Source organism: Nocardia sp. FBN12, assembly GCF_054031145.1.
Window position 1 is genome coordinate 1,433,699 of record NZ_CM132926.1, and the last position, 13,179, is coordinate 1,446,877.

At 64.4% G+C, this 13,179-nt stretch carries 12 protein-coding genes; 7 read left to right on the forward strand and 5 right to left on the reverse strand.

The genetic code is table 11. From position 1 onward, the window contains the following. The first annotated feature begins 4 nt into the window (after nucleotides 1–4). The 3 genes from ACWZHB_RS07100 (at nucleotide 5) to ACWZHB_RS07110 (ending at nucleotide 3,477) form a co-directional block, all read left to right on the forward strand. A complete protein-coding gene (locus tag ACWZHB_RS07100; RefSeq protein ID WP_427907121.1) occupies nucleotides 5–652 on the forward strand; it encodes a hypothetical protein in 648 nt (215 codons plus the stop codon). Further along, a complete protein-coding gene (locus tag ACWZHB_RS07105) occupies nucleotides 649–1,227 on the forward strand; it encodes a hypothetical protein (protein WP_427907122.1) in 579 nt (192 codons plus the stop codon). The genes ACWZHB_RS07100 and ACWZHB_RS07105 overlap by 4 nt, the downstream gene beginning before the upstream one ends. 1,212 nt (nucleotides 1,228–2,439) lie before the next feature. Next, nucleotides 2,440–3,477 carry a DEAD/DEAH box helicase family protein gene (locus tag ACWZHB_RS07110; RefSeq protein ID WP_427907123.1) on the forward strand — a complete coding sequence of 346 codons (1,038 nt, stop codon included), beginning with the start codon at nucleotides 2,440–2,442 and terminating at the stop codon, nucleotides 3,475–3,477. Between the two features lie 591 nt (nucleotides 3,478–4,068). On the opposite strand, the gene ACWZHB_RS07115 is transcribed toward ACWZHB_RS07110, so the two are convergent. Beyond that, nucleotides 4,069–4,647, reverse strand: coding sequence for a dihydrofolate reductase family protein (locus tag ACWZHB_RS07115; RefSeq protein WP_427907124.1), 579 nt, complete (start codon nucleotides 4,645–4,647; stop codon nucleotides 4,069–4,071). 106 nt (nucleotides 4,648–4,753) lie between these two features. Next, entirely contained in the window at nucleotides 4,754–5,137 is a 384-nt protein-coding gene (locus ACWZHB_RS07120) for a DUF1761 family protein (RefSeq protein WP_427907125.1), read from the reverse strand. Nucleotides 5,138–5,213: 76 nt separating this feature from the next. Here ACWZHB_RS07120 and ACWZHB_RS07125 point away from each other — a divergent pair, with 76 nt between their 5' ends. Together ACWZHB_RS07125 and ACWZHB_RS07130 are read left to right on the forward strand one after the other, a co-directional pair. Then, on the forward strand, nucleotides 5,214–5,849 hold the full coding sequence (locus tag ACWZHB_RS07125; protein ID WP_427907126.1) for a TetR/AcrR family transcriptional regulator: 636 nt from the start codon (nucleotides 5,214–5,216) through the stop codon (nucleotides 5,847–5,849). A 100-nt stretch (nucleotides 5,850–5,949) separates the two neighbouring features. Then, complete coding sequence (locus tag ACWZHB_RS07130) at nucleotides 5,950–6,492, forward strand: hypothetical protein (RefSeq protein WP_427907127.1); 543 nt, start codon at nucleotides 5,950–5,952, stop codon at nucleotides 6,490–6,492. Between the two features lie 625 nt (nucleotides 6,493–7,117). Here ACWZHB_RS07130 and ACWZHB_RS07135 read toward each other — a convergent pair. Continuing rightward, on the reverse strand, nucleotides 7,118–7,438 hold the full coding sequence (locus tag ACWZHB_RS07135) for a hypothetical protein (RefSeq protein WP_427907128.1): 321 nt from the start codon (nucleotides 7,436–7,438) through the stop codon (nucleotides 7,118–7,120). A 1,249-nt stretch (nucleotides 7,439–8,687) separates the two neighbouring features. Here ACWZHB_RS07135 and ACWZHB_RS07140 point away from each other — a divergent pair. Both ACWZHB_RS07140 and ACWZHB_RS07145 read left to right on the forward strand, forming a co-directional pair. Then, nucleotides 8,688–9,632, forward strand: a complete 945-nt coding sequence (locus ACWZHB_RS07140; protein WP_427907129.1) for a DUF2510 domain-containing protein — start codon at nucleotides 8,688–8,690, stop codon at nucleotides 9,630–9,632. A 35-nt stretch (nucleotides 9,633–9,667) separates the two neighbouring features. After that, complete coding sequence (locus tag ACWZHB_RS07145) at nucleotides 9,668–10,579, forward strand: thermonuclease family protein (protein ID WP_427907130.1); 912 nt, start codon at nucleotides 9,668–9,670, stop codon at nucleotides 10,577–10,579. Here the strand turns inward: ACWZHB_RS07145 and ACWZHB_RS07150 are convergent. Both ACWZHB_RS07150 and ACWZHB_RS07155 read right to left on the reverse strand, forming a co-directional pair. Then, nucleotides 10,576–11,943 (reverse strand): hypothetical protein, encoded by a 1,368-nt coding sequence (locus tag ACWZHB_RS07150; protein ID WP_427907131.1) that lies wholly within the window; start codon nucleotides 11,941–11,943, stop codon nucleotides 10,576–10,578. The genes ACWZHB_RS07145 and ACWZHB_RS07150 overlap by 4 nt on opposite strands. Beyond that, entirely contained in the window at nucleotides 11,940–13,133 is a 1,194-nt protein-coding gene (locus ACWZHB_RS07155; protein ID WP_427907132.1) for a hypothetical protein, read from the reverse strand. Before ACWZHB_RS07155 ends, ACWZHB_RS07150 begins: the two co-directional genes overlap by 4 nt. Between the last annotated feature and the right edge of the window lie 46 nt (nucleotides 13,134–13,179).

Genomic DNA, 13,179 nt, shown 5'->3' on the forward strand with positions numbered 1-13,179 from the left:
AACAATGACGAACAATCCGGCGCGACCGCCGCGCTACGCCGTGGCTGTGGAAATCCCGCCCGGCTACCACGAACTCCCGCTGACCGGTATCGCCACCGCGATCTCGGCCGCCGACCCACTGCTGTCGCAGCAGACCACAGGAACGCTGCGCGAGAGTGTGCCGAAAACTCTCGGCACACTCGAATTCATGCTGGAGGTGCTGGCCGAGCGCAATGCCGTGTACTGCGGTATCGGCACGCACCGAAGTGCCGACGGGCATCCGGTGGTGTCCTGGCTGACAATCTCGTGCCTCGACGCAGGTGCACCCCGCAATCCTCGCCTCACCCTGGCCGATATCGCGCAGCACAAGACCCGCGACGAGATCGGCTGGCGGGTAGAAGGTGTCGATGTCGGCGAGCGACCACTGCTGTTCAGCGAGGGCATCGGCCACTACCCCTACCCGGACCTGCCCGCGCTGCGGGAATCCGACGATGCCGCGCACGCCTACCAGATGGAAGCGGTGATTCCTTCACCGGACGGCACCACCGTCGCGGTGGTCGAGGTGGCTACCGCCGAAGTCGATCGAGGGCCGGAATTCGGCCCCATGCTATTCGGAATGGCGGCGAGCCTCGAATTCGTATCCTCCTCGACGACCACGAGTCTCGACCTGTGAACCGGCCACCCGCGATGGACGTTCCGCCGCCGCCCGGACCGGCTCGGCAGTTTCCACCGACCAGGCGAGCGTTGCGCCGCAACTGGTGGAATCGGTGGCCGTTGCTACTCACCGCGCTGGCCACCGGACCACTGACCGTCGTATTGATCAGCAAAGACAGTGGCGTGGCGGTCTTGGTCTCGCAGTACTTCATCTTCGGGACGATGTTCGGTGGGTGCTTCCTGTGGATCAATCGACGCCGCCGCAAGGCCCTGCGGCACCCGTGGACCGTGTGGCGGATCCGGTACCTGTCCGGTACCCGCTATGAGTGGGTGGACCTGCTCGGCCCGCACGGCGAAACAGTGGGCACACTCCTGCTCAGCACGTGGGCGTGGAACCGGGGAAAACTGGTGAATCACGCCACTCGCGAGATCTGGTTCGCCGGTGACCCGGCCAAATACGGAGTCGTGTCCCGTCCGGGCGGACGAGATATGCGCTACGCGTACGTATCCCGCATTTACAAGCCGCCGCGCTTGACATTCCGTGAAGCCGGTGAGCCGCCCGTCCCTGGCGGGGGTCGACACTCCAAAGACTGACCGCGAACTCCGCATGACCTCGGCGGACGTGGTGGCGGACAGTACTCGCTTGGGCTCGAGGGGTGAATGCAACGGTCTCGATCGAGACGGGAGTGTTGCATGGTGTGCCACAGCGGAGGGCGGTCGTTGCCCAGTTCTGGGTGGGTATCGGTGAGGGATTGTCGACCACCGCCGCCGCGGCAGCGGGGGCGGGCACCGTCGACGATCTACCGCGAGATCCGCTGGTACGGGCCCAAGATCAACAACACACTTTCCGGACCGACCCGGTATCGACGCCACCACCGATTCGGTGCCCCACGCGGTGGGGTTGGCCGGCGGAACCGATTGCCGGGGTACTGGTGCAGCTCGGTGCCGGAGAGCTGGTCCGCGCCCGGCAACCGGCGCCGTGAGCGTGGAGCCGACTCCACCGTTGGCGCCGTACGTCCTCGCCAACAAACTCTGACAAACGCCGACAAACTCCGACAAACTCCGACGCCGTGCTTCCCTCGGCAGCGACGGGTCTCGCGAACCACGCGGCGACGTGTCGACCGTTCTCGGCCGCGCCACGCTTCTGGTGTCAGCGGCCGTGAGCGCCGACCATCGATTCGCGCTCATATTCGTGCCTGGGGCTGAGTGGCCGCGGGATCGAGCGACGCCATCACGGGTCACCGAACTCGTATCGTGCAGATGCTCGGCGACCCGGACCTCACGCCGCCCAGGGTGGCGCGACGGTTTCGGTCTGCGCCGGTCGTGGAGAACGTACTGGCCATGTGCTTGTCGGCCACCCGGTCTCTGACCCGCTGCTCGCAGGTCAGAGACGGTCTTGCGCCCCCGGCAGTACACACAAACATGGGCAACCGGAAAACGCCTGGTCATCGCCGATTCTTATTCGATCTAACTATGCCCGGGCCGCCGGTTTGGGGCGGTCCTGTTCCCATCTTCGAGGTGCCCACGGCGGGGCACATCCAAGATGGGAACGTAGCTGACCTGGGAATTTGTTTGGATCGATTGGTGGTCGAAGCCGATTTCGCCATAGGTTGAGGGCGCGGGTGTGCAACGTCGGTGGTTACTTGAACCCCAAACGTGCCGTTGTTCGTTCGGGTTGTTCCTGTGGTCACGGCTGATCACTGGCAGTCACCACGCGCGACCTACCTGCGGATATAGCGAAACGTAAAACATTGGCGTCCATTTTCGATCACGCGCAGTCATTCCGAAATCTTGGGGTATTTTGGGATGGGTCAACTGCCGGTAATCGGCATCGACGTCGGGGACCCGGAATTCGATGATCGCGGTGTGATTGTCGACTGGGCGCGCGCTGCCCGCTGCGAACAGCGCCACGGTGCGGGCGCTTCCGATCGCGAGGGTGCCGACCGGTGTGACGATATCGGCGAAATGCGGTGTAGCCCAGTCGGCTTCGACGCCGGTCACGTACTGATAGAAACTGGCCAGCCACTGGACATCCCCGTCCGATCGGTGCGGGGCCGCTACGGCGCATACCGGCTCGCTCCCGGATACCGAACGCCACCGCTGACGCTGACCGACGACGAGGCGGTGGCCGTGTTACTCGGGCTCCTCATCCGGAAATGGTTGCAGACAGCTAAATTTCGGCGCGATCGCCTCAAAGGAGAGGGCAGCGGTCTCCAGCCTGGGCATCCCGACACCCTGGACTCCACACCTGATTTCCGCACAATTCCTTGCAGGACGCAGACTAGTGACCAGACATTGGAAGGGGCAGAGTTGCGCATCGGGGTTTCCGGACCGCATGGAACCGGCAAGACAAGTTTGGTCGAAGAGCTCTGTGCGCGACTGGAGCGCGGGCACACAGCAATCCAGGAACCGTACGTACTACTCGAAGAGGAAGGATACGAATTCGCGTATCCGCCCGTGGCCGCCGACTATTGGGCACAGTTGCGCTACGCGATGCGCCTACTCGGTGATCCCGCACCCGCTGCGGTATACGACAGGACACCCCTCGACTTCCTCACATATCTGGCAGCCATCGGCGTCGACGCGGAAGCTGGGATCGACGAAACCGCCATACGCACCGCACTGGCCTCCCTCGATCTGCTGGTGATCGTTCCCATCACTGCTGAGACCGAACGTGTACTACCCACACCGGAACTGACCGGGCTCCGTCGCAGCGTGAATGATGCTCTGCTGGAACTGGTTTACGTCGACGACATGCAGTTACTCGAAGACGTGCCCATCCTCGAGCTGGCCTGCCCACTTGACCATCGCGGCCATGCGGTTCTGAACGCACTGACGTACTGATCTGCCGATTCCCGTGCGATCGGTGGCGTGAGTTTCAGCTCGTACGCGAAGGCACATCTTCCTCGCGATCCTCGGCATGGCTGCCTGACTGACGGACCTCGCAAAACGACTGGCAGGAAGGGCCTCCCAGAACGGGGACCGTCAAGATGACGCCGAGGACGGTTGCGAGGCATCCACCCAGGACCAGTCCGATGGCGGCGTAGCGCAGCAGAGCGAACCCCACACTGTGGTTCTGAACCGATCGCATCGGGCGCGTAGGTGACTGCCTCACCGCACACCCGCATCCAAGTTATCCGCCGACGTCATCATCGTCATACCCTCGCTCTCATTTGCTCACAGCAACTTTCGTGGCCACCACCGCTGACGTGTGCGGGCAGGCTCGTTCAATGCGCCGAGTCAAAAGGCGCACCGTGTTGCCGGTGCGTATGGGATTTTCGATGCACCGACCATATGTGTCGATGAATAGCTCGAGTCCCAGTGTGTGTTGACGTCGCGGGCGAGCCCTGATCGGCCGAAGCCATCGGTCGTGCGGGTTTTCGGTGCAGGTAGCACTTGGCTCGCAATCTCTGCTGGAACGTTGGACCGAGGGAGTCAGTCGCGGCGTTGGTAGGTGGCGATGATGACGTTGGCGACCGTGCGTGACGAAGTCAGATCGAAGTCGGTGGGGATCGCGCCGTTTACGAAGAGACGCTTGCCGGACCCGACGACCACCGGGAAGATGAGGAGCCGATACTCGTCGACCAAGCCGTGGCGCATGAGTGTATGAGTCAGGTTGCCGGAGCCGGACACCCAGATCGGTCCCCCCGCCTCCTCTTTGAGTGCTTCGACAGCGGCGGCCACATCACCGTCGACCACGGTGGTGTTCACCCACTCCGCGGACCTGACGCTGCGTGAAGCGACGTATTTGTCCATCGCCTCCAGGCGCTTGTTGATCGGGTGGTCTCCGGTTGTGGGCCAGTATGCGAAGAAGATGTCGTAGGTCTTTCGTCCCAGCAACAGCGCGTCGTCGTCGGCCGTCCATGCGAGGAATGTGTCGTTGACCAGGTCGCCCGCATATCGGGCGGTCCAGCCGCCGCCCTCGAAACCGTGTTCGCGGTCTTCCTCCGGCGATCCCGGCCCCTGGACCACGCCATCCAACGAAACGAACTGTTGCACGATCAGTTTGCGCACTAGAGTCTCCCTTCCCTCAATGCAGACGTGCCTACGCCGGAAAAGTCATCGCGTCGGCGAAAAGTAGTGCCGTGACGGGATCCGGCGCGGGGTCGTCGGTCGAGGATCAGATGAACAGTCCGAGCACGACACCACTGATGACCAGCTTCAGGATCCAGTCGGTCATGTGGATCAGAGCGGTCGGGATCGGAACGTTTTCGTGGACGACGGCGCCACTGAGGATGGTCACCGGAAGGATCGCGACGACAGCGCCCAGCGCCGCCCCTGCGCCGGGTCCTTGTCGGTCGCCGGCGAGCAGCAGCACCGCCAGCACCGCGGCTGCCAGCAGGCCACGCAGCATCACGAACGCCATCTGCGCAGGCAGGCCGATCCCGGGACGTGGGGCGCTCGTCCGCGACACCAGCGCGGCGACGGGGGGCGACGCGTACAGCACCGCGCTGATGGCGAACGAGACCACCGCCGCGACCACCACACCAATTGCGACAACCATGGTCAGCTCCTTAAGTACTTGGTGGTACTAAATGTAGGAAGCCGTCCCGGTACTGTCAAGTACTAAAGTGGGAGACATGAGCTCTGCAAGTGGACGTCGTGGCCGGCCGCCAGGAAAGTCTGGTGCCGAACTGCTGGTCGTGGCCCGTGAGGTATTTCTGGAGTTCGGGTTCGCGGGAACGTCGATGGACGAGATCGCCGCGCGCGCAGGGATTTCCAAAGCCTCGCTCTATCGGGAGCACCCGTCGAAGGCCGGGTTGTTCGCCGCGGTCGTGCAGGACTGGACAACAGCCGGCCGTCACGCGCTACGACCTGCCCTCGCGAGGCTCGAAGCTACCGAGGATGTCCGCAAGGGCCTCCTCGTGTGGGCGCAAACGCTTCGGGCAGGAGTTCTCTCGCCGACCGTGGTCGAGATGCGCCGGCTGGTCACCGCGGAGGCGGCCCGTCACCCCGAGGTCGGGAAAAACTATCTGCACAAGAGCTGGATCAGCAACATCGGCGACCTCGCGACGGCACTCCAGATGCTCGACGCCCGCGCCATGCTGCGGATCCCGGACCCTCAGTCGGCCGCGGAACAGCTCACGTGGCTGGTCGTGGGGGCACCCTTGAACGCGCGGATGCTCGATGCCGCCGCAACGACCACCGACACCGTCGACGCGGCGATTGACCTGTTCCTCGCTGCTTATGGCCAGATTCGACCTCACACCCGCTGATGGCGACCCGTTCTCAGTCTCCGACCTTCGGACGGCAGGCGAAAGCCCTCACAGTTGGTTCCGTCGGCGACAGCCCACCACGACAACCGGAGGCAACCCTATGACCGAGCCCACCCCGGACGCCTTGCGCCGCCAGCTCCGGACCTGGTGTGCGAGAGCAAGCAATCAATTCCACCGTGCGGCCATCGATCTGCTCGACGACACCGGGCTACTGGACCACCCCGAAGTTCGTGCCCACATCGAAGTCGCCACGATTACCGACAGGCAAGGGCACTCAACCACCATCGCGTGGATCAAGTGGTCCACGCTGCCCCGTTTCCAGCAAACGGGACCTTTCGGCAGTATCTACGACCGCCTGGTGCCGCTGGCCGTCAGCATCGCGCACGGAACGCCGGTCAACCTCCAAGCTGTCCTGCCCGGGCTCGGCCACCACCATGCCCGCGCCGTCCTGGCTGCCGTAGCCCGTGCCCTCGGCATCGCCGACGACGTGGACATCACCGACGCGCCCAGTTATGTGGCGGCCGAACAAGGCCGCCGTCAAGCACTCTCGAGGTTGCTCGCCGACAACGCACGATCCGCCGACGAACAACGTCCTACGTATCTGTCCCCGCTACACCCGGAACACATTGCGCCGCAGGTATAGCGCACCCGCTTTCGTGAGCGAGCCGACTGCGGGGCCCGTCTCGGTCTACGACTTTGGGTGGGTGGCCGCGGGTACCGGCGAGCGGCTGTGGGCCAATTGATCCGGCCCCGAACCTGGTCGCAGCGAATGCCGGATCACGACCGTCGGTGGTGGATGGTCATGGCCGTCGGGTACATGCCCAGACGTGGAGGGGTTGGCCTGACTACGTTGGTCGTGTGCCCGAAGCTTCCGATCGTTCCGCCCAGGCACCGACCGGACCGGTCACAGCAACGCCGGACGGCGACCGGCGCAACGCCGGATCGGTCGGGGGTATAGCGCACCCGCTTTCGTGAGCGAGCCGACTGCGGGGCCCGTCTCGGTCTACGACTTTGGGTGGGTGGCCGCGGGTACCGGCGAGCGGCTGTGGGCCAATTGATCCGGCCCCGAACCTGGTCGCAGCGAATGCCGGATCACGACCGTCGGTGGTGGATGGTCATGGCCGTCGGGTACATGCCCAGACGTGGAGGGGTTGGCCTGACTACGTTGGTCGTGTGCCCGAAGCTTCCGATCGTTCCGCCCAGGCACCGACCGGACCGGTCACAGCAACGCCGGACGGCGACCGGCGCAACGCCGGATCGGTCGGGGATCAGGGATTGTGGTCAGCGGGTTCGCCGCCGTCGGGTGCGGGGTCGCGGACCTTGCGCAGCCGCAGCAGCGGCACCCCGCGAAGCGCGATTCCGGTTGCGGCGGGACCGGATTCGTCGGCGGGCACGGTGAATATGCGGTAGTCCTCGAACCGGATCCAGGCCTCGTACCAGGCTTCGGCGGGTTTGCCCTCACGGCTTGGTGCGGCGTCGTTGTCTTCGGCAGAGGCCCAGAACCGGCAACGACACAGCGGATCACCGCACCGGTTGAGTGGGCTGCCGCCGGAGGGGTTGTAGCGGTCGACGTGTCCGGCCAGCATCACGCACGCACGGCGGCTGTACCAAGCACATTCAGGATGTAAGGCCGGCTCTACGGCCACGCCGCCAGGGAGCACCGGGCCAGCAAGTCCGCCCTGAACCAGCTGATGCTCGGCTTCGCCGCGCGGCACGGCGACGACCCGCGCACGTTGCTGCTCATAGCACCGGGTTGGGTGAAGACCGACCCGGGCGGCCCCAGCGCACGCCTGAACATCGACGAGTCCATGCCACGCCATGGGCGCGGGCTCGGAAAGCGCCACACAGAAACCGCACACTTTTGACCGGAATCAACGGGAATCGTTGCGAACGGTCGTTTCGTGAAAAGGCCTGGTGCTGAGCACTATTGGGAACTGATGGGTAGGTTCTGGACAATTGGAACCCGCGCCAGGTGGTCGCAGGTTCAAATCCTGTCAGCCCGACAGTGAAAACCCCCTCTGGTCTGGGTTGGAGGGTGTTTCTCTTTTTCGGAGACTTGACGTTTTTGGTCAATTCCCACAGAAACCCCACGTTTTTGAACTCCACGGCCTGCCGAAGACGCGGGAGTAGCCACCCTCGCGGCGCCGTCGGCGAGTTCAGCGTGACTCGCTTTCACCTCACGCGGAAGGGTTCCATGAGTCCGCCGCCGTCGGTCAGCCCGCCCCAATGTTGGAGCGTATGGCGGGAACCTGACGCTGATTCTCGCGGCGGCGACCGGCGAGCAAGAGGCGTGGGAGGACCCACACCTCGGGATATGGACTGCTCAGTCATCACCTGCTGCGGACCTATGGGCGCAGCGGCGGGGGCAGCGAGCAGGTTCGCTTGTATGACCTTCTGGCATTCGTCGCTCGGGAGGTCAAGGCGGATGCATCCGGGACCCGTTGCTGCCGAATAGGATCCGAGGGTCAGGTAGGCGGGGAGCTGGCATGACCTGTCTTCACCGGCACTGGGCACTCTACTCGACCCAGTTTCCGTCATCCGTTCTTGCTCCGGTGACTCGTGAGCTCTCTAGCCCGCGAGGTCACGGCCTTCCAGCGGTTGTGCTCGACGCTTGGGCAGCATGCGTCGACAAGCTAAATGACCTCCAGATCGACACCGTCAACCTAGGACGCCTCCTTACCGGAGGGGATGTCCTGGTGGCCGCACCCACCTCGTCAGAAAGACCCGGCGTTCTAGCCAGTTCTTCGATCAGTTGGGCGCGAGCCGACCAAAGCCTGCGTAACAAACTGGCTCTGTACTGCGATTTTGCATTTGTATACCGAGCGAGGTGAGCGACCGGTGGACGACCAGGAAAACGAAGGAGGCGGGCAGACCGGTGCCGCTGTGCCCCCGACCTCGAGGGCAAACCCGGCGGAGGTGGAACCGGGCCCGCTACGGCCCGGACAGAGCCCGCTGGCACCGCTCGAGCGGCCGATCGCCGTCAAAGGCCACAACGGCACCGTCACCTTTGATGGCTGGTGGATCGAAATACAACGCACCGGCGGCCTCGCCAGGGTCGCGGCGAAGATCAACGCCTTCGAGTCGAAGTGTTTCCCGATCAGCCGTGTCGAGCAAGTCGTGTGGAAGCGCCCGTCGATGCTGGTCAATGGGTATCTGGAATTCGTGGTCGGTGGCGAGCAGCGTTTCCACGGCAAGATCACGGCGGGCGGGGCCAATCCCTACGCTGTTCTGGCGACAAAGCAGATGGCCAAAGATTTCGAGCCGCTGTATGCGGCGCTATTGAAAGCGCTCGCCGACAGCCGCACCACCGGGACCACACCGGTTCGGCACACCTCGCACGAGTCCGCGAAGGCGGTCTCAGTATCTGTTGCTGCACTGGCGAGCTGGTACCCGGACCCCGCTAACCCGGGGTTCCTGCGCTGGTGGGACGGTCGGGCGTGGACCGAACACATCACTGCGACCCCGAGCTACAGACCCGGCCCCGAGACGGTCCGCGGCACTGAGCGCGCGGGGACCGGTAGACGTGTCGAGCATGCGCCTCGTCGGCACCTGACTATGTTCGCATGGGCCGGTCTGGCCCTGGGAACCTTGTTCGCGTCCGCCGCCGCCGTCGACGCCGAGATCGGGATTTTCCTGCTGTTCGGTGTCTTGGCTGGGTGGTGCGGCTGGTGGCTCATCCGCCGCGATCGCGACCAAGACCAAGCCCAGCAGGAATCCAGCGGGGTACCAGCCGGTCGACACGGTCGGCAACCGCTTCCGAACAGGCCGAGGAAAGTCCGATGACGGGCACCGCGAAGACGGTCCTCGCTGTCGCGGGTGTGGCCGCGCTGGCAGGTATCGGCATCGGGCTGGCCCCGGACCAGGAGCGTTCGTCGGTTTCCGAGAGCACCAGCTTTGCGCCGGTTACGACCGTCACTCCATCAGCACAGTTCGTCTCTCCCACAGTCGAATCCGACGATGCGAGCACCACCTCCGGACAGTCGAATGAAGGTATTGCCATCGCACCGACGGGGGTGCCGGCTGACGCGCAGCGGGCCGTGGTTCGGCGCATTGTCGATGGCGATACGCTCGCGGTAGCCGCCGTGACAGCGGGCCCGGCATTGGATTCCACCAGCACGGTCGACGTTCGACTGCTCGAGATCAACGCGCCGGAGACAAAGGATCCGAACACGCCGGTCCAGTGTTTCGGCCCGGAAGCGACCGCGGAACTCACTCGCCTCGCACCGGTCGGGTCAACGGTGTGGGTGCAACGCGATCAGGAGTTGCGTGATCGGTACGGCCGATACTTGCTGTACATGTGGGATCCCCGAGGCGAGTTCGTCAACCTGTCGCTGGTGCAGTCCGGTCATGCCGAGGCGGTCCTGTACCAACCAAACGACAAACACTGGTCGCTGATCAGCGCTGCGGAGCCGACCGCGCGAGCAACGAACGCAGGCGGGTGGGGGACATGCCCGGCATTCGGAGACCGTGCACAGGAGATGGTGACCACTCAGCCGCCGACACCAGCCCCGCAGAATGCGCCGCCGCCGCCGCCACCGCCACTGACGACGCCGCTGCCACCGCCGCCGAAGCCTTCTTGGCAGCCACCTGCGCAGACTGGTCTTCCGAATCAGCGAATGGGCCCCGATACCGACTGCAGCGACTATCCGGGGCCTGTCGCTGTTGCGCCCGGAGATCCGCATCGGCTCGACAGGGATGGCGATGGCATCGGATGCGACGCCAACGGCTAGAGAATCGGCCTTGGCCAGCCCGCCGAACGCAGGTCGACTCCTGGATCGTGCTGACCACTCGGCCGAGCCTGGCCATACACTTCCACTGATTCGTCGGCGGCCGACGGACCAACCGAGTTTGCCAAAAGATCCGCGATGGTGAGCGCCTCGGGCAGGGTCCAAGTCGCCGCTTCGTCAGCGAGCAACTGTTCCCACGACGGTGCTCCAGCTTCTGCACGGGCCGCGGCGTCGGAGCGGACTTTCAGCGCGAGCATGCCGATCCGCATGAGGACAGGAATGTTGAGATGTCGAGCGGCGACGACGGTTTCACCAGCAATCGCGGCTGCGGTGGTCTTCGACAGACTGATCGCTCCGGCTGCGGCGTGCGCGGCGAGCAGCATCTCTGTGTGTTTGGCCGCTGCGGAAGTCGCCAGCCGTGCCGAGCCCGTGCAACGGTAGGCCCCGAGGTGGGTGTGGGTTCGGATGACGACCTCGGTCGCGAGCATCCCTAGGCCCGGGGTCAGCATTCCGGAGCGAAGGTTCAATCCGTCGCCGGAGTTCGTTCCGGCGTACGCGTCGTTGGCGAATTTTCGCAGGTCAGGGTTGGACATCTCGCCGAGAAGTGTCCAGCCCGCCAGCGGCAAGTTCATCGGGGTGACAAAATCGGCGGCCCAGTGTTTCAACAGAAGCGCGACTGCGAGGTGGCGCTCGGGCGCTTGCGCGAACGGTAGACCGGAGCGAGTTGTCGCAACCTTCTCGACCATCCGCTGTCCGTCTTCCCACCACGTGCCTTCGAAGGTTCCCGTGCGGATCTGATTGAGGGCGGCGAAGAACCGCCCTATGTCGTGGCCGGCCGACCGAACGCGATGTGCCGGACCGCCGAATTTCGGGCCGGTGTAATCGATGGGCAGTCGGGCGGTCTGCCTCTCCCACCGGCGCAGCAGGTCAGTCTTCTTCAATAAGGACAGGCCGCTGAGTACCGCGGCGTCTACCTGGCTGTCGTAGAGGTTTCCGAGTGCGCCGATGAGCCCTGAGACACCCACGACGACCAGGTCGCCGCGTTCCCACGGAACCCTTTGGGCCGCCCGCCACCCATCGAGTTGGTGCAGTGCGATCGGGTCGAGGATGTCGGCGATGTCGGCCTCACCCCATCCCTCGACTTCGCGACGCTGCCGATGGTGGGCAGTGAGTTCGGAATAGGTGAGGCCAGTCGAGGTGCTCACGACGCGCTGCGTGGCCGTGTGGTCTATTTGTTTGTCCGAAAGTGCCGATGCAGCAATCGATTCAATGGCATCGAGGTCGCGTGTGAGCGCGTCCAAGTTGCCGACATAGTCGTCATCGATCGGCGAGACCCGGTCGCTCGAATTGCCGCCTTTGGCGCTCACGCTGCTTCCTCGAGGTCGTCAGCGAGGACAGATACCCCCTGAGCAAGGGTCTCCACGGTCTTCTTCTCACCCTCCAGATCCTCGAGTTCGGCAAGCAAGGCCTGAAGTTCATCATTCTCCGGTCCGGTGACACGCTCCTTGAGCCGGTCAGCGACGATCCGGAAGCGAGCGACGCGATCTTCGGCCGCCTGGCGTCGATCCCGCTCCGCGTTCAACTCTGCCTGCTTTGTCTCGAGCTGCGCACGAAGGATTTCGATTCGCTCGGCGAGAGTCACGACGGTCTTGCCCAGGCTTGTCACGCGCTCGCGGAGACTGACAATGACAGCCTTGGCTGCCTCTTCGTTGCCGTCGACATCGCGCAGCACGAGCTGGGTCACGACGTGGATTCGGATGGCGTCGGCGGCGATGCGAGCGGCCGTGAACCCGGCAGCCTTACCCGCGAGCGTGACTGCCCCGACTCCTGCGGCGCCGCTGAAGCCGGTGATGAGGGCGGCACCACCGGCCATGCCGAGACCACCGGCAGCGATGGAACCGCCGCCGATCGCGGCCAGGCCCGCCGAAGTGGCCACCGCGCCCGAATATCCGAGAACAAGCGCTCCGTACGCGCCGGCGATTGCTGGTGCGGCGAGGCCGCCGGTCAGGACACCGAGTCCGAGACCGGCTCCAGCCAAGAGCGCGTACTTGGTCCAGTTACTTGCCTTCGACAGCTTCTTGATCGCGTCCTTGTATGCGTTTTCCACAGCAGGGAGGTCTTCGGGATGGAGTTGATCCATCGACCGATGGGCGGCGGCGAGAGCTTCGGCGCGGACAGCCTTGTCCCACTTGCCCTCCACCCACGGCTCGAACCCATACAGATCGATCAGCAGAAGCAGAGCCCGTGACCGTCTCGCCACGACCGAGGAGATCTGGGGCCCAGCTGACTCGAGTGCCTCGAGATTCGGAGACTCACCATCCGCGGCGATCTGGTGAACGACTTCTGCGACAGCGGGCGACCAGTCGTCCTGGTCGCGCGCCACGATGGCCGCAACGGCATTGTCGCGAAAGGAGTTACGGATTTCGCGCTTGGACGGAAGGTGCTTGCCCTTCGACGCGGCGATGTCGCGCTGCATCATCTGGTACTGCCACGCGGTGAGGATGAAGTCCTCATCGGGAGAGAGCTCGAGCTTCTTCTGTACCTGCACCGCGTCCATGAGCGTGACATTAGCGAGACGGCCCGACAAGTACTGGCGGATCTGA